General features: G+C 61.6%; 18 protein-coding genes and 1 riboswitch. Of the genes, 13 read left to right on the plus strand and 5 right to left on the minus strand.

Annotated elements, in window-relative coordinates:
- Positions 1 to 40: 40 nt before the first annotated feature.
- Entirely contained in the window at positions 41 to 445 is a 405-nt protein-coding gene (locus tag B0E55_RS00070; protein ID WP_029254361.1) for a hypothetical protein, read from the minus strand.
- Between the two features lie 39 nt (positions 446 to 484).
- Between B0E55_RS00070 and B0E55_RS00075 the strand changes: the two genes are divergently transcribed.
- Complete coding sequence (locus tag B0E55_RS00075) at positions 485 to 811, plus strand: hypothetical protein (RefSeq protein ID WP_046377860.1); 327 nt, start codon at positions 485 to 487, stop codon at positions 809 to 811.
- A gap of 15 nt (positions 812 to 826) precedes the next feature.
- Here B0E55_RS00075 and B0E55_RS31795 read toward each other — a convergent pair whose 3' ends face one another.
- On the minus strand, positions 827 to 967 hold the full coding sequence (locus B0E55_RS31795) for a hypothetical protein (protein WP_003941170.1): 141 nt from the start codon (positions 965 to 967) through the stop codon (positions 827 to 829).
- A gap of 244 nt (positions 968 to 1,211) precedes the next feature.
- On the opposite strand from B0E55_RS31795, the gene B0E55_RS00080 reads away from it, so the two are divergent.
- From B0E55_RS00080 to B0E55_RS00115, 8 genes are all read left to right on the plus strand, one after another.
- On the plus strand, positions 1,212 to 1,943 hold the full coding sequence (locus tag B0E55_RS00080; protein WP_080908854.1) for an SDR family oxidoreductase: 732 nt from the start codon (positions 1,212 to 1,214) through the stop codon (positions 1,941 to 1,943).
- A gap of 166 nt (positions 1,944 to 2,109) precedes the next feature.
- Positions 2,110 to 3,477, plus strand: coding sequence for a purine-cytosine permease family protein (locus B0E55_RS00085; protein ID WP_020906011.1), 1,368 nt, complete (start codon positions 2,110 to 2,112; stop codon positions 3,475 to 3,477).
- Positions 3,478 to 3,507: 30 nt separating this feature from the next.
- Entirely contained in the window at positions 3,508 to 5,088 is a 1,581-nt protein-coding gene (locus B0E55_RS00090; RefSeq protein ID WP_080908855.1) for a hydantoinase/oxoprolinase N-terminal domain-containing protein, read from the plus strand.
- Positions 5,085 to 6,194 (plus strand): DUF917 domain-containing protein, encoded by a 1,110-nt coding sequence (locus tag B0E55_RS00095; protein ID WP_020968290.1) that lies wholly within the window; start codon positions 5,085 to 5,087, stop codon positions 6,192 to 6,194. The genes B0E55_RS00090 and B0E55_RS00095 overlap by 4 nt, the downstream gene beginning before the upstream one ends.
- A gap of 6 nt (positions 6,195 to 6,200) precedes the next feature.
- Positions 6,201 to 7,259, plus strand: a complete 1,059-nt coding sequence (locus B0E55_RS00100; protein WP_080908856.1) for a DUF917 domain-containing protein — start codon at positions 6,201 to 6,203, stop codon at positions 7,257 to 7,259.
- On the plus strand, positions 7,256 to 8,791 hold the full coding sequence (locus B0E55_RS00105; RefSeq protein WP_080908857.1) for a PucR family transcriptional regulator: 1,536 nt from the start codon (positions 7,256 to 7,258) through the stop codon (positions 8,789 to 8,791). The genes B0E55_RS00100 and B0E55_RS00105 overlap by 4 nt, the downstream gene beginning before the upstream one ends.
- A gap of 60 nt (positions 8,792 to 8,851) precedes the next feature.
- Positions 8,852 to 8,966, plus strand: a riboswitch (SAM riboswitch).
- Between the two features lie 53 nt (positions 8,967 to 9,019).
- The gene (locus B0E55_RS00110; protein ID WP_019746685.1) at positions 9,020 to 10,345 is read left to right on the plus strand and encodes an aminotransferase class V-fold PLP-dependent enzyme; all 1,326 of its coding nucleotides are present in this window, start codon (positions 9,020 to 9,022) and stop codon (positions 10,343 to 10,345) included.
- Positions 10,346 to 10,555: 210 nt separating this feature from the next.
- Complete coding sequence (locus tag B0E55_RS00115) at positions 10,556 to 11,170, plus strand: hypothetical protein (RefSeq protein WP_021342717.1); 615 nt, start codon at positions 10,556 to 10,558, stop codon at positions 11,168 to 11,170.
- Here the strand turns inward: B0E55_RS00115 and B0E55_RS00120 are convergent.
- Positions 11,149 to 12,027 carry a DNA-binding transcriptional regulator gene (locus tag B0E55_RS00120; protein WP_030245214.1) on the minus strand — a complete coding sequence of 293 codons (879 nt, stop codon included), beginning with the start codon at positions 12,025 to 12,027 and terminating at the stop codon, positions 11,149 to 11,151. The genes B0E55_RS00115 and B0E55_RS00120 overlap by 22 nt on opposite strands.
- 143 nt (positions 12,028 to 12,170) lie before the next feature.
- On the opposite strand from B0E55_RS00120, the gene B0E55_RS00125 reads away from it, so the two are divergent.
- A complete protein-coding gene (locus B0E55_RS00125; protein ID WP_198538384.1) occupies positions 12,171 to 13,169 on the plus strand; it encodes an alpha/beta hydrolase family protein in 999 nt (332 codons plus the stop codon).
- Positions 13,162 to 14,373: a saccharopine dehydrogenase family protein gene (locus B0E55_RS00130; RefSeq protein ID WP_080908859.1), complete on the plus strand. Its 1,212-nt coding sequence runs from the start codon at positions 13,162 to 13,164 to the stop codon at positions 14,371 to 14,373. Before B0E55_RS00125 ends, B0E55_RS00130 begins: the two co-directional genes overlap by 8 nt.
- Here B0E55_RS00130 and B0E55_RS00135 read toward each other — a convergent pair whose 3' ends face one another.
- Together B0E55_RS00135 and B0E55_RS00140 are read right to left on the minus strand one after the other, a co-directional pair.
- Complete coding sequence (locus B0E55_RS00135; RefSeq protein ID WP_019746690.1) at positions 14,374 to 14,718, minus strand: hypothetical protein; 345 nt, start codon at positions 14,716 to 14,718, stop codon at positions 14,374 to 14,376.
- Between the two features lie 92 nt (positions 14,719 to 14,810).
- Positions 14,811 to 15,188: a hypothetical protein gene (locus tag B0E55_RS00140; RefSeq protein ID WP_080908860.1), complete on the minus strand. Its 378-nt coding sequence runs from the start codon at positions 15,186 to 15,188 to the stop codon at positions 14,811 to 14,813.
- A gap of 63 nt (positions 15,189 to 15,251) precedes the next feature.
- Between B0E55_RS00140 and B0E55_RS00145 the strand changes: the two genes are divergently transcribed.
- Positions 15,252 to 15,830, plus strand: a complete 579-nt coding sequence (locus B0E55_RS00145; protein WP_080908861.1) for a CGNR zinc finger domain-containing protein — start codon at positions 15,252 to 15,254, stop codon at positions 15,828 to 15,830.
- 159 nt (positions 15,831 to 15,989) lie between these two features.
- On the plus strand, positions 15,990 to 17,597 hold the full coding sequence (locus B0E55_RS00150) for an ABC transporter substrate-binding protein (protein ID WP_080908862.1): 1,608 nt from the start codon (positions 15,990 to 15,992) through the stop codon (positions 17,595 to 17,597).
- Positions 17,598 to 17,736 lie beyond the last annotated feature (139 nt).

Consider the following 17,736-nt stretch of genomic DNA (forward strand, 5'->3'; position numbering starts at 1 on the left):
AGGTGTCGATACCTAACTGTGATTGTGATGGTCGCAACTATCAGTGATGCGGGCCCTGTTCGCCCCGCTGAGCGTCGATCAGATCCATCGCATCCTTCAGACCCAAGCCCGGATGCAGTTCGCGTAGTGCCTTGATTGCCGGAATACGGTCGTCAGTCGACGCGAGTGCACTACGGACGTCGTCGGCAGGGATTTCGGTGGGGGCAGTTGTCCCTTCCCACCACACCGACTGAGGTTTGTTCCTGTTTCGCCAGGCTTGGACTGCGTAGTAAGCAGACCCGACCGTCGCGAAAAGCCAGATTGCGAGGAATGTCCAATTCCAAGCTGTGGGTTCTGTGATGACCTTGTCGATGGTGCTTGGGCCGAAGAAAACGAGTAGCCAAACCAGCACGATCGTCTGCCACCATCGCTCGACGCGCCTGCTCGGATTCCACCACTCGGCCATCGACCGATACTCGCACAGGGCTGCTGTTTCGGTGCGACGATGGAGATCATGGAGATTCGTGATGCGGTGGAGCGACTTCGGGCGGATTCCGGGACCTCGATGATCTTCGGAGAACCGCACCAGACCAGCGACGGATCGACGATCATCACGGTTTCGCGACTACACCGGCAGTGGCGGGGCGACCCGATACCGGTGCCAGTGGGAGTGTTCTCGATCCACGAGGGTGAGCCGTCGTGGTCACCGGCCGTCGATCACACCAGGGCGGCTTTGATGGGGGAGTTCATCGGGCTGGCGGCCGCGGTGATCGCAACCCTGGCAGTTCTACGTCGACCGCCCTGGCCTGATGTGACGATTCGGAAGGGGTGACTCAATAGGGGCGACTCAGAAGGGGTGACCCAGAATTACGCCGATCAGTTGGAACGGCATCGCGAGGAACATCGATCCGACGTAGAGCGGATAGCGAATCGGGTCGCCGGCGAGGTAACCCTCGGCGAGCCAGGCCATGACATCTGCTGATCCCATATTCGTTACTTCCCTTCGCGGTTGTGGTTCACCGACATTTTCGGTCGTGGGAGTTGTTTTGTTACAAGCGAACTCGAAGGAGGAGTGCATGTGACGGCAGTTTCGACGCAGCAAACGTCGTCAAGCGAGATCCCCGGGGGCGGCAATCTCTACCAGCTAAGTCTCGATACTTAGCACCGTGTAGTGGTGAAATCTGTGCATTCTGCACATGTCGGGACAATTCGGTGAGCCTTACAGTCGCTGCATGACAACGACACCTTCTCCTCTCTCAGGCAAGACCGTCGTACTGATCGGTGGCGGAACAGGCATCGGGCTGCGGGTGGCGCACCTTGCCGTCGACGCCGGCGCGCAGGTAGTTCTCGGTGGCCGAACCGCATCCAAGCTGGAAGCAGCGGCCACGCAGCTGGGTGAGGCGGCGCACTGGTTCACCGTCGACACCTCCGACGACGACTCGGTGAAAGCGTTCTTCACCAACATCCCCAGCGTCGACGCTCTCTTCACCACGGCTGCCGATTACCAGGTCGGCTCGTTCCGCGAACAGAGCGTCGAGGAAGCGGCGTCGCCGTTCACCTCCAAGTTCTGGGGGCAGTACCGCGTCGTGCACGCTGCGCTCGACAGGCTGACACCCACCGCATCGGTGGTCCTCATGTCCGGTGCTGCCAGTGTGCGGCCACCCGCGGCTGCCGCGGCCTACGTTGCGGCCAATGCGGCAATCGAGGGACTCGGGCGGGGGCTGGCGGTCGAACTGTCGCCGATTCGCGTCAACACCGTTGCTCCCGGAACCATCGACGGGCATCTGTGGGCTCAGCGCCCGGCGGAGGTTCGGGAGGCGGCGTTCACCTGGAGTGCGGAGAACAACGTGCTCGGCCGTGTCGGGAACGAAGACGAGATTGCACAAGCGGTGTTCTATCTCTTCACCAACACGTACACAACGGGTTCCACGCTGTACCCCGACGGCGGGTACGCGTTGCGCTAGACCCGTGCCATTTGACGACTGAGTGAAATGACGACTGAGTGAAAGACGACTGTGCGAAATGCATTGTCGTAACACGAAGAAACGCCAATTCGCCCATAGGCGTGACCCCGGCCACATTCGTACCGTCTTCTCCAAGAACACTTCCCAACTATTCGAGGAGTCCGTCATGAAAAACACATCAACGACCGCCGCCGGCGGTGAAGTGTCCGACGGTGACGACTACGCGCTCACCCGCGTTCCCGACGAAGCACGGTATTCGTGGTTCTCGGTGGCAGTACAGCGATTCGGTCAGGTATCGGCACTCGCACAGTTCCTGCTCGGTGCGACGCTCGGCTACGGCATGACGTTCTGGAATGCCTTCTGGGCATTGACAGTCGGGGCGGTGATTCTCGAGGTCGTCTGTATTTTCATCGGCATTATCGGGGTTCGTGAAGGGCTCAACACGTCGGTGGTCGCACGCTGGTGCGGATTCGGGCACGCTGGTTCCGCGGTGATCGGCCTGGTGATCGGAGTCAGCCTGATCGGTTGGTTCGGCATCCAATCTGCTGTCTCTGCATCAGGTTTGCACGGAATCATGCCGTTTCTGCCGCAGTGGGCGTGGGCCCTGGTCTTCGGCCTTCTGATCACCGCGATAGTCCTTCGCGGATTCGGCTCCATGCAGCTGATCGCCAACATCACCGTTCCCCTGTTCCTGCTTCTGGTGGGTTGGGCCGTCATCTCCGAACTGCGCAATCACTCGCTGTCAGATCTGATGGCATCTGCTCCAGCCGGGCCGGAGCTCAGCTTCCTCGCCGGAACCACCATCGTCGCAGGCGGTTTCATTGCCGGAGCAGTGATCACACCCGACATGACGCGATTCAACCGCACGGCGGGTGACGTCGTGAAGCAGACACTCGTCGGAATCACATTAGGCGAATACGTGATCGGATTGACCGGTGTACTTCTTGCGCATGCCGTTCGCAGTTCCGATATCGCCACGATCATCCTGTCGTCGGTCGGCTGGGTCGGCGTTCTCATCATTGTTCTCGGAACTTTCAAGATCAACGACTGGAATCTGTACAGCTCGGGGCTCGGCATCGTGAACTTCATCGACGTCGTGTTCGGGCGACGCATCAATCGCGCCGTCGTCACCGCTGTGGTCGGTGTGACCGGTTCGATCCTCGCGGCTGCCGGAATCCTGAACTCGTTCACCGACTTCCTGATCCTGTTAGGCGTCGGATTCCCGCCGATCGCCGGAATCATGGTGGCGGAGTACTTCATCGTCAAGACCTGGCGCAAGGACCTGGAAGAGAGTCGAGCCGCGGGTACCCTCCCGAACTCGGCGCCCACTTGGGTGCCGGCCACGTTGGTGATCTGGATCGTCTCGGCGCTGATCGGGCATTACAGCACCTTCGGTTTGCCGTCCATCAACGCGGTGGCCTCGGCATTCGTTCTCTACGTCGTCGCGGGTCGACTCGGCCTGATTCGCGGGGTCGGACGCACCACAACCGAAGCGCCGCAAGAGCCTTCGGGAACATCTGCGCTCACGCACTAGCACTGCAAACACTGTAGAAGGGAGTTCGCGATGCGAATCGGAATCGACGTCGGTGGTACAAACACCGATGCGGTCCTGATGGACGGGACCACCGTCATCGGGCATGTCAAACACTCGACCAGCAAGGACATCACCGGCGGAATCGGCGGAGCTCTGACGGCGCTGCAGCAGCAGTACTCGTTCTCTCCCAGCGCTGTTCAAGCAGTGATGATCGGCACGACGCACTTTCTCAACGCTCTCATCGAGCAGCGAGGACTTGCACCAACAGCGGCTCTGCGATTGGGGCTTCCGGCGACCGCAGCGCTTCCGCCGATGGTGGGGTGGCCGCGAGACCTGGTCTCCGCTGTGCAAGGAAGGCACTACCTCGCTCACGGTGGGCACGAGTTCGACGGTCGTCGTATCTCACCGCTGGATCCCGACGAGATTCGTCGCCATGCCGCCGACATGGCTCGCAGCGGTACTCGTTCGGTCGCAATATCGTCGGTGTTCTCTCCGGTCAATCTCGAATGCGAAGCGGCGGCAGCGGAGATCGTGCGTCAGGAACTCGGTCCGGACGTCGCAATTTCGCTCTCTCACGAGATCGGTCGAGTGGGTCTACTCCAGCGGGAGAACGCGACCATCATCAACGCTGCGCTGCGCGAGCTTGCCGATCACATCGTCGACGGTCTTGCCAGTTCTTTGGTCGAGCACGGCATCGCCGCACCGCTGTATCTGAGCCAGAACGACGGAACCTTGATGGACATCGAGTACGCAAGGCGTTATCCGGTGGCGACTTTCGCGTCGGGACCGACCAACTCCATGCGAGGCGCCGCTGTTCTGTCCGGTCTGGCCAGCTGTGCGGTGATCGACATCGGGGGCACCACAACCGACGTGGGCGTACTGACCAACGGTTTCCCCAGAGAAGCCACCACGGAGGTGACGGTCGCGGGGGTACGGACCAATTTCCGTATGCCGGACGTCTTCTCGATCGGTATCGGTGGTGGTTCGCTGGTGGATGCGGACGGACTTACAGTCGGACCCGAATCTGTGGGATACGAATTGGGTTCACGGGCACTCGTATTCGGCGGTGACACGTTGACGGCCACCGACATAGCCGTCGCGGCAGGCTTGGCCGACGTCGGAGATCGCAGCGCGGTGGCGCACCTCGACCGCGGTCTGGTGTCGACGGCACTCGACCGGATCTCGCGCCGGGTCGCCGACGCCGTGGAACAGATGCGGACCACGTCGGATCCACTTCCCGTTGTGGCGGTTGGCGGGGGATCGGTTTTGCTGGAGCACGAACTTCCCGGCCTGGGAACGGTGATTCGTCCTGAGCGCTTCGACGTTGCCAATGCGATCGGCGCTGCGATCGCGCAGGTCAGTGGTGAGGTAGATCGAGTCGAAGCGGTACGGGACGGGCGCAGGCAGATTCTTGCCGACGACGCTCGCCAGGAGGCGATCGATCGGGCAGTCGCAGCAGGCGCACGGCCCGAGTCGGTGCAGATCGTGGAGTTCGACGAGGTCCCGATTCCGTATCTGCCGGGCAACGCAACACGTATTCGAGTGAAGGCAGTCGGTGACTTGGCACTGCACAGTGCTCTGGTCTCCACCGGTCAGGAAGGCTCACGATGAGTTGGACACTACGAACGGCAGACCTCGACGACCTCGCCAGGGGCGCAGCTTTGTTGGGGACCGGCGGCGGGGGAGATCCGTTCGTCGGCAAGATGTTGGTCACGCAGGCGCTCGGGGAAGCCGGTGAAATAACGATTCTGGATCCGGAGGAGCTCGACGACGACGCGTGGGTGATCCCCGTCGCGCAGATGGGTGCACCGACCGTCGTGGTCGAGAAGATGCCGCGCGGAACCGAACCCGAGCTGGCGCTGATCACGTTGGAGAAGCACACGGGGCGAACTGCAGATGCCACGATGCCGATGGAGTGCGGCGGGATCAATTCGATGATTCCGTTGCTGGTGGCAGCGCGGCGCGGACTGCCGGTTGTCGACGCCGACGGGATGGGACGAGCCTTTCCTCAGCTCGAGATGGAAACCTTCTCGGTGTACGGGATTTCGGCGAGTCCGCTCGCCATGGCGAACGAGCACGACGAGGTGGCGATCTTCGACACCGGCAGCGACAACAGCAGATTGGAGGGCCTCGCACGCGGGGTGACGTCGAGGTTCGGTGGGATGGCGCATATCGCGCAGTACTCGATGACGGGTGCAGATGTGAAGCGGACGGCGATCCCCCGGACTCTGTCGTTGGCCTTGGCCATCGGTCGGTCCATCAGGCTTTCACGTGAGCAGCGGGTGGACCCGGTTCAGGCGCTGGTGGACGGTCTCTCCGACACGCTTTACGGATACGGGCGAGTTCTCTTTCACGGCAAGGTGATCGATGTCGACCGGCGAACCGATGAGGGGTTCGCTCGAGGTTCGGTGCGGATCGCCGGCGTCGGAGACGAAGAGCTGGAAGTTCAGTTCCAGAACGAAAATCTGATCGCCGTGCAATCCGGAGTAATGGTGGCGATCGTGCCAGACCTTATCTGCATCGTCGAGGCCGACACTGCCGAGCCCATCACCACCGAGGGATTGCGGTACGGGCAGCGAGTTGCGGTCATCGGGATCGCGACTCCGCCGATCATGAGAACACCGGAGGCACTGGCGGTCTTCGGCCCGGCAAGCTTCGGACTCGATCGCCCGTTCCTGCCGGTGGAGACACTCGAGCAACCTGTACTGGCAGAATAGCGAGCCGTGAGCAGGCTGCACGCAGTCCGGGAGGCCGACCTCGACGCGATCGCAGCGGGGGCGGTGGTCTTGGGCTGCGGTGGGGGTGGCGATCCACGCCTGTTCGTGGAAATGCTGCGTCCACTGATGACGTCAACGTCCGTGGAAGTCATCGCGCCGGACCAGTTGCCGTCCGGGGCGCTGATCATGCCGGTGGGAATCGTCGGATCGGCCCTGGCTTTGGAAGAGCAACTGCCCTCCGGGCATGAGTTTGCCGACACTGCAGCAGCTTTGACGCGGTGGACTGGTAAACGTCCGACCTCGGTGATGACTTTCGAAGGCGGTGGACTCAACGCTCTCTCCGGCATTGCGGCGGCGTTGGCGTTGGGGATTCCCGTGGTCGACGCGGACCTGCTCGGTCGAGCGATGCCTCGGCTCGATCACTTCTCTCTCGCCGCAGCCGGGTTGGAATTGTGCCCGGTCACTCTCGCCCAGCCCGGCGGCCTCATTACCGTCGTCGACGGAGTGGATGTGCTGGGCGCCGAGGTAGCAGTGCGGTCGTTGATCGGGAGAACCAGCGGTTGGGGCGCTCTGGCGATCGCGTCGATCGATGCGCGGACTGTGCAGGAGGCGTGCATTCCGGGAACTCTGTCCCGAGCATATGAACTGGGTCAGCACGTCGGGACCCTCGGCAGTTGGCGGGAGATCGCCGAAAGCTCCGGGGGGCGAGTAATGGGGACAGGCCGGGTGCGTGCGGTGCGTCGTAGTCGCCCGAACGCCGGCGATCGTCGGGGCAACGTGATTCTCGAACACGATTCTGCGGTGATACGAGTCGAATTCGAAAGTGAGTTCCTGACCGTCGCGTCGGACGGCGAGATGATTGCGACATGTCCGGACATCGTGACGTTGCTCGACGTCCGGACCGGTGCCTTCGTCTCGTGCGAATCAGTGCACCAGGGGCAAGATGTGGCCGTGTTGGTTCTGCCCGGCCCTCAGTGGTGGGCGGAAGATGTGAGCAGGTTGAAAGTTGTCGGCCCGCGGGCCTTCGGGATCGACCATGACGCAGTGCTGATGGAGGCGCAATGAGCGCGAGTGTGTCGGCGTTGCTGAACAACCCGATCTTTGTCGGGTTGTATCGACTTGCCGGCGAAGGTGATCCCGTCGTGACGACAGTGGGAGCGCTCACCGGGGAATCGGCACAGTCAGCCGAGGCCGTGTCGGGTGCGGCGGGTGCAGGATCAGTTCTGGTGATTCTCGATCGAATCGACGTCGGGGAGTGGAGATTCGACGCTCTCCTTCGACGCACGGCGGCGACCGGCTGCCGGGTGCTCGCGGTACACAGCACTGCGGCGGAGGATGCGAATCTCTCGTTGCTTGCCGATCGCCTCGGACTGGTGGTGCTCGGAGTATCCGACCCGTGGCAGTTCAGCGTGGATCTTCGTGATCTTCTCTCGAATTCGCGGGCGGTGATGGCCGACGCGGTACTGCGGGCGACACACGCGGGCCAGCGGGCCGGCGGAAGCGTCGAGAATCTTCTGTCGGTGCTGCTGAACACATTTCAGCGTTCGTTCATCCTCCTGGACGCGTCCGGACGCCCGCTGACCGGCGCCGATTTGTTGTCCGACGCTGATCGAGCAGCCGCCGGTATGTTGTCGGGCCGCGGGGCGCCCACCACTGTTGAATTGGACTCCGGCGGGGTCCTGATTGCGTGCCCGGTGATGTCCGGCGCAGCCCGAGAGCCCTGGCTGGCGGTGCTGCTCCCGGTGCGTCAAAGCGTCGAAGAGGCTTCTCTCTCAGTGGTTCTCGACGTGGCCTCGTTGGCTGCCGGGCACCGACTGGCCGTTGCACGCATGGTCGACGAGCGTGAAGCGCGCCGGCGTAGCGCGCTACTCGGTGAACTGATCGACACGTCAGCAGACGCCACACCCGGACTGCTCCGGCGCGCACTCGACGCGGGTTGGGCACTGGACGGATGGCATATCGGCATCAAAGTCCTGGCGGTCGGTGAGGTCGACCTGGTGGCCAGGCGCAGTGAGGTCGCAGACGCCCTCGCCGCCGAGGGAATCGACGCCAATGTCGTGGAACAGGCTGACGGCTGGGCAGCGTGGACCACTCTGCCGGGCGAGCCGCGACCGGAGTCGATCACCAGGATCGCCGAGAGCATCCGTGCAGCTCAGGCGAGGTTGGAACCCACGATGGAGACCTGGGTCGGTGTGGGACGCGCACACGACGGTCCGGCTGGAATCGGTGCGTCCCTGTCTGAGGCCGGGGATGCCGCTCGGCTCGCGGGTTCGAGGTCGCAGACAGGCCGCTTCCTGCACGTGGACCGCCTGGGTCTGGCGCAGTTGCTGCTGGCGTGGACGCGAACCGACACGTTTCAGCCCGCAGCCGCGGCACTGCTCGCGCCGCTACGCGATTCGAATGGAGAGTTGCTCGAGACTCTGTCGACGTACCTCGACAAAGAATCGTCTCTGGCTCACACCGCAACCCGAATGGGCTTGCACCGCAACACCGTATCGAGTCGGATCGATAGAATTCAGCGCCTTCTCTCGGTGGATCTCGCAGATCCGGAAACGAGACTCGCGCTCCACCTTGCTTGCCGGACCATCGCGCCCTGACGGAGATCTTCGCGGCTTCGTCTTGACAAGCACGGGAGGTTCCTGCCATCCTCGTTGCCAGGTCACGAGTACCAGTGTTCAGCCCCGGCTTGCTGGTCGGCAACCCTCCTCCGCGGTGGGGTGCTCCGGGTGACGACCCGGCTGCGTTCGAAAACGAATGCGGCAAGCGCGGACTCTTCCGGGGCCATCACCCGACGAACGAGTCCTTGAACGTGAGGATTGTCTTCGATGACTGCTGTATTGAGTGCCGACACCTGCCGCACCACCGCGATTGCCAAGGTTTCGGGTGCTGACCTGCAGGTTCCATTGGTTCAGGGCGGCGAATGCTCCTACGCCAACTTCGACTACGCCGCGAGTGCGCCGGCATTGGCCCAGGTCACCGACCGTATCGCCGAGTTGCTGCCGACATACGCCAGCGTCCACCGCGGTGCCGGCTACGCGTCTCGGATCTCCACGCTCACCTACGAGAACGCTCGTGAATCCGTTGCTCGTTTCGTGAACTGTGCCGACGATCAGGTTGTCGTCTTCACCCGGAACACCACCGATTCGCTGAACCTGCTTGCGCAGTGCGTCCCCGGCAGCACCGTCGTCCTCGATGTCGAGCATCACGCAAACCTGTTGCCGTGGAACGACGCTCGTATCGTCACCGCTGCAGACACCATCGAAGAGACGATCGAGCGTCTGATCGGTGAACTGTGCACCAAGCCTGCAGCGCTGCTCGCAATCACCGGTGCCTCCAACGTGACCGGCGAGATCCTGCCGATTGCACGCTTGGCTGACATCGCTCATCGTTGCGGCGCACGTATCCTCGTCGACGCAGCTCAGCTGGCTCCTCACCGTCGCATCGACCTGCAGGAATGCGGGGTCGACTACATCGCTTTCTCCGGTCACAAGCTCTATGCGCCCTTCGGCGCGGGTGTTCTGGTCGGACGCCGTGACTGGCTCGACGAAGCTCAGCCGTACCTCGCCGGCGGCGGCGCCGTGCGTGAGGTGACCATCGAGTCCACGGAGTGGGCCTGCGCGCCTGCCCGCCACGAGGCAGGTTCCCCCAACGTTCTCGGTGCGGCAGCCATCGCGACCGCATGCGAAACCCTGCACGCGCTGGACTTCGACGTCATCGCCGAGCACGAGAAGGCACTCACCGCCCAGCTCACCGACGGATTGTCCGCCATCGAGGGCGTCTCGCTCGTGCGACTGTGGAATGACGCACCGGACGCCGTCGGAATCGTCACCTTCACCGTCGACGGATTCGAAGCGGGCGAAATCGCCGCATTCCTCTCCGCCGAGCACGGCATAGGAGTTCGCGACGGTCGCTTCTGCGCACACCCGGTTCTCGCACGCCTCGGCCTCTCCGGCGGTGCAGTTCGCGCCAGCCTCGGCCTCGGTAGCAGCTCGGACGACGTGACGCGGTTGGTAGACGCCGTGAACATCCTGGTTTCGAATCAGCGTGATTGGAACTACGCCAAGACTGCCGGTGCGTGGAACCCCGTGCCCGAGACCCGCCCCTTCCTCGGAGCCGCAGACGACAACGCCGGCGCAGCCGAGTGCGTCTGAGCTGAGCTCGGTCCCCGAAAACTCGAACGGACAACTAGCATGGCAGCCATGGCACCAGCGGATTTCCCCGCCACCCCTTTGAGAGTGAGCATCACTCTCGGTCAGTGGTGCCGTCGCCATGTCGATCTGTGCCGCACCTCGTCAGGAATGTGTTCGGGCTGACGATTCGTCTCGCTCATCCCATACTTTTCTGATTTTCGGAGGTCTCACATGTCTTCACGCGCTTCGCATTCTCTGCACGTAGCGGTCGAGTTGACCGGATCCGGTCACCATCCGGCAGCTGAGGGCGCACCCGGCAACCTGCCCATCATCGGCGGCGACTACTGGGTGGACCTCACCGAGGGCGAAAAGGCTCTCGATTTAGCTTCATTCCCTACCAATGTGGTTCGGATTCGCGCTGCGGACCTGCGTGAGGCACAGCTCGAACGTGCACGGATACGCGCTGCTGTCGCCGAAGAAGGACGCGATCCCGACAGCGTCGCAGTACTGGTCGATCTCGAGATTCTGATCGCGCCGGAAGCTCGCTCCGCCCGTAAAGAGCTTGCACAGTTGGACAGCGCGTTGACGGCGCCGCGGGTTCCCGTTTCGCTTCACTACGTCGGAACGCCTTCCGGTCTCGGCAGTTTGATCGCCGATGTCCGAGCTGCCGAGGTCGCCGACGGCGTTACGTTGCTGCCTCTCGCATTGCCTCGCACGCTCGAGCATCTGGTGGACAGCACCATTCCGTGGCTTCAGGATCGCGGACTTGTCACACCGTCCACCGCAGTCGACGAGGTTCTCGGGCGTTTCGGACTGCCGCCCCGTCAGCGCACGCTTGCGTCCTGATCGTCACCGATTGCATCTGCGTACAGGTGGAACAGCGACGGTAATTCGTCGGCACCGTCCACCTGTGCCAGAAGCGTCCAGCATTGCGCAGTGATCGACCGAGCCCTCGTGCCGATCCAGTTGGTGGGCAGTAGTTCCGGCGGCAACAGCGGATCCGGTTCCATGGCTCGCGTGAATTCCGCCGCGAGTTCGATGGTCATCGTGACAGCATCAGTACCCGGACTGTTCTGCAGTTTGTGCAGACGTGCGGTCGCTACGTCGAGTAGTCGTTCGTATCCGTCAGCGATCTGGTCCAGCGGCCACAACTGCGCGGCAATCTTCACGGGGTCTTCGAGCATGCCCACTTTCAGATCTCGCGTGGTGAGAGAAGACAGGTGCTGTTCGACGTCGAGTTCGGCGGCCGCATCGCGAATATACGGTTCCCAGGCGTGCGGCGAGACGTACAGACCGCCCTGGACGAGCGCGCCGCCGAGGTAAACGACCCTGGTACGCAGCGCATCTCGCGCTTTCCGTGACGACTCCGGAATTGCGAATCCGGCCAGGTGCCAATACCCGTCCCACCGCGTCACAGTGTCGCGGTCTTGTTGATAAGCCAGCCGAACGAATTCGACGTCGGGTTCCATCTCGCGCACGGCTTTCGGCGTTGCTCGTAGCGTGGCCTGCCGCCCGCGACCTTCCTGAGTGAACTTCCCCTCGGTGACCAACCGCTTGATACACAGCCGAACCTGTTGATCAGTTTTGTCGAGGGCGTCGGCGGTGGCATAAAGGGTGCGTCCGTCGACAGTTCCGTCCGTGCGCAGTAGTCCCTCGATCAGGATCCTCGTGGGTACATCGACGTCCCTGTCGGTCATCGCCATGTCCTTTCCTCGCTTCTCGACATCTTCGCCCACAACTGTACTATCGAATGCAATACGATCGTTTCAAATTCGTACGTTAGGGCGGGAAGATGGCAGCGGTATCGATGAGCGAGGGCAAGAGTAAGCCTCGTTTACGCAGGTGGATGGTTACTTCCCTGACGGGGGTCGTTGTTCTGATCGCGACTCTGGTGGGCTGGACGCTGTACCAGAACACCTATGACATCCGTGAGGAAAAAGTGACGATCACCGGGGGATCGGTGCCGCTCCAGGGAGTCCTTGCACTGCCCGAACACGGTGACGGTCCCTTCGGCCTCGTGGTTTTCGTCCACGGAGACGGCCCGGTCGATGCAACACATGAGACGTTCTATCGACCGGTGTGGGAGGCGTTCGCAAAGGCGGGGTACGCGTCACTCTCCTGGGACAAGTCGGGGGTGAATGGGGCACCGGGCAATTGGCTCGATCAGAGCATGGACGATCGCGCGGCAGAAACGGAAGCGGCAATCGAGTGGGCACGGGGACGTTCGGATATCGATCCGTCTCGTATCGGTCTGTGGGGTGCAAGCCAGGCAGGGTGGGTGATGCCCAAGGTGGTGAACCTCGACCCGGACGTAGCGTTCGTCATTGCCGTGGGTCCCGCGATCAACTGGCTCCAACAAGGCGAATTCAATACCCTTGCAGAACTTTCCGAGAGAAATGCGTCGGCCGACGAGTTCGAGAAAGCGCGGGTCGATCGTGCGAAGAACTTGGATCAGTTGGCCCGTGATGCATCGTACGACGATCTCGTGGCCTCCGGCGAGGCCGACGGTCTCACCGAAGACCGGTGGAACTTCATTCGAAAGAACTACCGATCGGATGCGCGAGCCGATCTCGAATCCGTGAGGGTTCCGGTGCTCTTGATCATCGGCGGACAAGACGTCAACGTCGACGTGGCCGATACCGAAAGGGTGTATCGCGAATTACTTGACTCGCCAGGGCAACTGGTGGTCAAGAAGTATCCCGACGCCACTCACTCGATTGTGGAGAAGGACCTCGAAGACTCGGAAGTGATGTCGGCTCTGGTGGCCGTCCTTGCTCCCCGTTCTATCTTCGCTCCCGGTTATCTAGCGGATCAGACTGCATTTTTGGAGGGAATTCATGGCTGACGGAATCACGGTTGTCGCACTGGGCGGTGCCGGTGCCATGGGCTCGGCAGCAGTTCGTCTTGCTGCAACATTGCCGGGAATCGGCAAGGTAGTAGTCGCGGATCGCGATATCGATGCTGCGAAGCGTCTTTCAGTTGAACTGGCTCAGGCGTCAGCGCAAGTCGAGGCGCGCAGCATCGACGTCACGGACGGTCGCACGCTACGTGAATTGTTGGATGGCGCAGACGTGATCATCAATACCGTCGGCCCGTTCTTCCGTTTCGGTGTCGGCGTTCTCCAGGCAGCGATCGAGACCGAGACGCACTATCTCGACATCTGCGACGACTGGGAACCTGCCGTCGACATGCTGGAATTGGACTGTGCTGCCAGGGAAGCCGGAATCTGCGCGGTAGTCGGCATGGGCGCAAGTCCCGGGATGAGTAACCTCCTGGCCGCGATGGCAGTCTCGCGATTGGACGTGGTCGACGATCTGTACACAGCCTGGCCGGTTGATGTCGAGGGCGAGGACGAGTCGGTGGACACACTGAGTGCAGCGGCCGTTCACTGGATGCAGCAGATCAGCGGCACGGTTCCAGTGGTTCGTGCGGGGCGAATCGTCAACGAAGAACCGTTGCGTTCCATCGCACTCGAACTGCCCGGCGGACGTCGGGGGAACGCTTACGTGGTCGGGCATCCGGAGCCGGTGATGTTTCATCGGACCATCAATCCTGCAGGGCATTCGGCAAATCTGATGGTGATCTCACCGGAAACTGTGGCGTTTCTCGACGTTCTCCGCTCAGATATCGACAAGGGGAGAATTGATCTCGACTCGGCTGCTGAAGAATTGGGCAAGCCCTCGCTCCGGCGGATGATCCGTGCTGCGCCTCGAATGCTCACGCGTGCCGGTCATGGATCCTTGCCGTTGTTTTTCGCCTCGGCGACCGGGGTGCGCGAAGGTCGAGAGATGCGCGTCGTGGCACGGATCGCTGACGATTCACCGGTATCGGCGTTACTGTCGGACATGGCCGGTGCAACCGGAATCCCCTTGGCGCTCGGCCTTGCTCAGGTGGTGTCCAGGCTGGCCGACGGAACGATTCGGGATCGGGTCGGTGTGCACTCAGCCGAGAGCGTCATCGACCCGGAAGTTCTGTTCACTGCACTGTCGCGGTTGTTCGATCGAACCGACTGGAGTGACATCGTTACCGTCGAATCCGAGTTTCGCTAGTCAGTTCGCGGCGTGCGATCCGATGCGACTGCGGATTTCGGTCTCGACGCGATCTGCGTCCTTTGGGCTGAATGAAGGCGCTCCGCGGCCGGCGAGGGTGAGTACCACCGCGGTCTCCTTCCACGGGCGTGAAAGATCCAGGCTGTACCACGAGCTGAAATCTGTTGTTCCCCAAATTCGTAAGCGTCCACTCAGCCATGACATGACTCCGAGGTCGACGGATTCGATCTGTGAGTACGGAACGAACTTGCTGACAAACGGGAAGTAATAGTGGCGGATCGTGACGCCCTGATCGTCGATTCGGACGGTCCTGTCCTCGTAGATCGTTGATGTCCCTGTACTCACAGTGAAAACCCGGTCCCTGCTGTTCGACGGTCTCGGCGGATGCCGAAAACCAACCATACAGTCTCTACTGGGACGGGTGGCCCGCCCGAGTGTCAGGCGCTGGTAGTCCTCGCGACGACGAGATCGCTCACCGCGATCTGAGCGTTGCCGATTGCCGCCTGAACCGGTTCGCAACTACTCGATGCTCTGGCGAGTGCAAGAACTGCGGTGAGTAAGGCGGCGTCGGGCTCTCCTTCGAACGGTCCGCTCTGGACGTCGAACTTTCCAGCTCGCAACTGCTTTCGGGCATTGACTCCAAGTTGTGAAATGACCTCGTCCATCGCGGTCAGGCACTGGGCGAGCGCGCCGATCGACCAGTAGAGATCGGCAGCGACGACAGGCGTCTCCGATGCCACGGTGCCGGCGCGGCGCAATCGGTGATGAGTGTCTCGGAGTATCTCGGGCAGTCTGTGGTCTGCGCAATGTTCCATCCCGCTGCCTCCGTAAGGTGTAAAGTTGGGTTATTCAATTACGGTAAGGCAGGGCGGTAAGGGATGCAAGTAGTTTTAGACGATTACGTCGTCGGTGCGTCGTTCGCGACCGACCTGGTCAACACCTCGCCCCGGGTCTGGGTGGAGGCAGGTGACGCGTTGGCTGACCCTCAGGCGCTTCACGATCTACTGGATGAACATGGACTCTCGCCGGATGCGCTCCGCAACGGGCGTCGGCTTACCAGCGGTGAACTTGCCGACGTGCAGGCACTCAGAGAGGCGATTCGTTCGATTCTCGATGCTTCGACCTCCGACGAACTCGTTGATCGCACTGATCGACTCCTGCAGACTGTCCCGCATCACGTTCGACTCGTGCCTGATGCCCAGTTCGACTATCGATGGAATGCGGTACCGGACAGAAGAATCGATCTTGCGGGTGAGCTTGCGTTGTTGATCGGCTTCTCGTTGCTGGGGACTCTGCGCACATTGGGGTACGAACGATTCCGCCCATGCGCGTCGCCGACGTGCAACGGGGTGTTTGTCGATACGAGCCGGGGAGGGCGACGCCGCTACTGCATGCCGGCGTTGTGCGGCAACCGAATCAACGTCGCGAATCACCGTCAACGGCAGCGTCGTACTTAGTCGTCAACGATGGCGTCGTACTTAGCGTCTGCGATTGCCCGGTCGATAGTGACAATCGAACAGCGTACGGCCGACTGTATGGGGAACTTCAACGAGATACAGACCACGTCAGTCCCGCACGATTGTCGCCATGGCAACTCCTAGTAGATGGCGGCTCGTATGAAAGCCCGTTCTGTCTCCGCGACAGCAGTTATCAGCGTTGGCGTATTCACTCTGGCCGGGTGTGGCGGCGCATCCAGTCCCGAAGGTTCGGTCGGTGAGTATGCAAAGGACGGCAGTTTCACGACTGTCATCAACGCCGATCCCGGAAATCTGCACCCTCTGATCACAAACCTTACGTCGACTCAGATCGTGAACGCGTACTCGTACGATTCGTTGATCGACATCGATGCGCAAACCCGCACGGTGCGTCCGTATCTGGCGGAGAGTTGGCGTGAAGAAGGAAACACGCTGAAGTTCGTGCTCAAGAAGGGCGTCACTTGTGCCGACGGCACTTCCTTCACCGCGCAGACCGCAGCCGATGACATCAACTGGGTCATGGACCCTGAAAACGCTTCACCGCTACGAGGATCCACCGTGCCGTCGTCGACGGTCGCGTCCGCGAACGGTGACGAACTGACGGTCACTACAGCCGAACCGGCACCCTTCTTGCTCTCCCGAATAGGCTCGATGCGGCTTCCGTGCGCTGCGACGCTCGAAGACCCGGCCAGTATCCGTTCGAGTAGTAACGGAACGGGTCTGTTCAAGGTCACCGAAGTTGTTCCCAACGATCACATCACGATGGAACGCCGCGACGGTTACACCTGGAGTCCGAACGGTGAGACCACTTCCGACACTCTCGGGGTGCCGAAGACAGTGACGATCAAGATTGTCACCGATCCGAGTACGACGGCGAATCTTGTTCTCACCGGTGGAGTGAATGCCGCGGCGGTGACCGGTTCGGACGAGGAACGAGTCTTGGCAGCGGGTCTGGATTCGAAGACCTACACCACGTTGTCCGGCGAGTTCATCTTCAATCATTTCGCGGCCCTACCCACGGCAGACCGTGCTGTACGGCAGGCCCTCGTGCAGGCAGTAGACCTGGACGACTACACCGAGATCACCACCGGCGGTAAAGGAACCCGTGCACGCGCCCTCGCGGTTTCGGAACCCCTTGCCTGCGACTACAACAGTGTCGAAGGGACGATCCCCGATTTCGACGTCGATGCAGCAAAGAAAACGCTGTCCGACGCAGGTTGGAAGGCGGGTCCCGACGGCCTCCTGACGAAGGACGGTCGACCGCTTGCCCTCAACGTAATTTTCAACAACTCACGCGATACAAACTCTGCCGCCGCGGAATACGTAGCAACACAGTGGGAAGGACTGGGCGCGAAGGTGAAACTGACTGGCGGCGACTACAGTTTCGTCATTGCCAACACATTCAGCACCACCGACCTGTCGTCGTGGGACGTTTCCATCGGTTTGACGCTGGGGAGTGATACGCCGAGCATCTTTGCGAAGTACTTCACCGGCCCGCCCAAACCTGAAGGAGTGAACTTCGCTTCCCTCGACAACAAGAAGTACATCGAATTGTCCACTGAGGCTTCGCTTCTTCCCGGTGACGAGTCCTGCAAGGTCTGGGAGGAAAGTGAGCGCGCGTTGTTCAACGACATCGACCTGCTGCCGGTATCCACGACTCCCGCTCACATGTTCTTCAACGGCGCAACGTCGATCTACCCGCCGTCGAGCGGAATCCTTCCGGGCTCGGCGATCCGTGTCCTGAAGTAGGACCCTCGGCAAACGCTCACTTTCGGGTATTGATCATCCGAAGTGCAAACCGAAATACCACTGCAGCACCGGCACCTGCAGCCAGGCCGGCGACGACATCGGCAAGAAGAACACCGACGCCTATGCCCAGGACGGCAGC

Source organism: Rhodococcus sp. 66b (assembly GCF_002076325.1).
GTDB lineage: Bacteria > Actinomycetota > Actinomycetes > Mycobacteriales > Mycobacteriaceae > Rhodococcus_F > Rhodococcus_F erythropolis.

What these genes read in the sequence shown, in the direction of transcription:
- B0E55_RS00070 (WP_029254361.1), bottom strand. Translation starts at nt 445, where the DNA reads ATGGCCGAGTGGTGGAATCCGAGCAGGCGCGTCGAGCGATGGTGGCAG.
- B0E55_RS00090 (WP_080908855.1), top strand. Translation starts at nt 3,508, where the DNA reads ATGCGAATCGGAATCGACGTCGGTGGTACAAACACCGATGCGGTCCTG.
- B0E55_RS00150 (WP_080908862.1), top strand. Translation starts at nt 15,990, where the DNA reads ATGAAAGCCCGTTCTGTCTCCGCGACAGCAGTTATCAGCGTTGGCGTA.
- B0E55_RS00095 (WP_020968290.1), top strand. Translation starts at nt 5,085, where the DNA reads ATGAGTTGGACACTACGAACGGCAGACCTCGACGACCTCGCCAGGGGC.
- B0E55_RS00130 (WP_080908859.1), top strand. Translation starts at nt 13,162, where the DNA reads ATGGCTGACGGAATCACGGTTGTCGCACTGGGCGGTGCCGGTGCCATG.
- B0E55_RS00075 (WP_046377860.1), top strand. Translation starts at nt 485, where the DNA reads ATGGAGATCATGGAGATTCGTGATGCGGTGGAGCGACTTCGGGCGGAT.
- B0E55_RS00140 (WP_080908860.1), bottom strand. Translation starts at nt 15,188, where the DNA reads ATGGAACATTGCGCAGACCACAGACTGCCCGAGATACTCCGAGACACT.
- B0E55_RS00145 (WP_080908861.1), top strand. Translation starts at nt 15,252, where the DNA reads ATGCAAGTAGTTTTAGACGATTACGTCGTCGGTGCGTCGTTCGCGACC.
- B0E55_RS00080 (WP_080908854.1), top strand. Translation starts at nt 1,212, where the DNA reads ATGACAACGACACCTTCTCCTCTCTCAGGCAAGACCGTCGTACTGATC.
- B0E55_RS00120 (WP_030245214.1), bottom strand. Translation starts at nt 12,027, where the DNA reads ATGGCGATGACCGACAGGGACGTCGATGTACCCACGAGGATCCTGATC.
- B0E55_RS00105 (WP_080908857.1), top strand. Translation starts at nt 7,256, where the DNA reads ATGAGCGCGAGTGTGTCGGCGTTGCTGAACAACCCGATCTTTGTCGGG.
- B0E55_RS00125 (WP_198538384.1), top strand. Translation starts at nt 12,171, where the DNA reads ATGGTTACTTCCCTGACGGGGGTCGTTGTTCTGATCGCGACTCTGGTG.
- B0E55_RS00110 (WP_019746685.1), top strand. Translation starts at nt 9,020, where the DNA reads ATGACTGCTGTATTGAGTGCCGACACCTGCCGCACCACCGCGATTGCC.
- B0E55_RS31795 (WP_003941170.1), bottom strand. Translation starts at nt 967, where the DNA reads ATGGGATCAGCAGATGTCATGGCCTGGCTCGCCGAGGGTTACCTCGCC.
- B0E55_RS00085 (WP_020906011.1), top strand. Translation starts at nt 2,110, where the DNA reads ATGAAAAACACATCAACGACCGCCGCCGGCGGTGAAGTGTCCGACGGT.
- B0E55_RS00115 (WP_021342717.1), top strand. Translation starts at nt 10,556, where the DNA reads ATGTCTTCACGCGCTTCGCATTCTCTGCACGTAGCGGTCGAGTTGACC.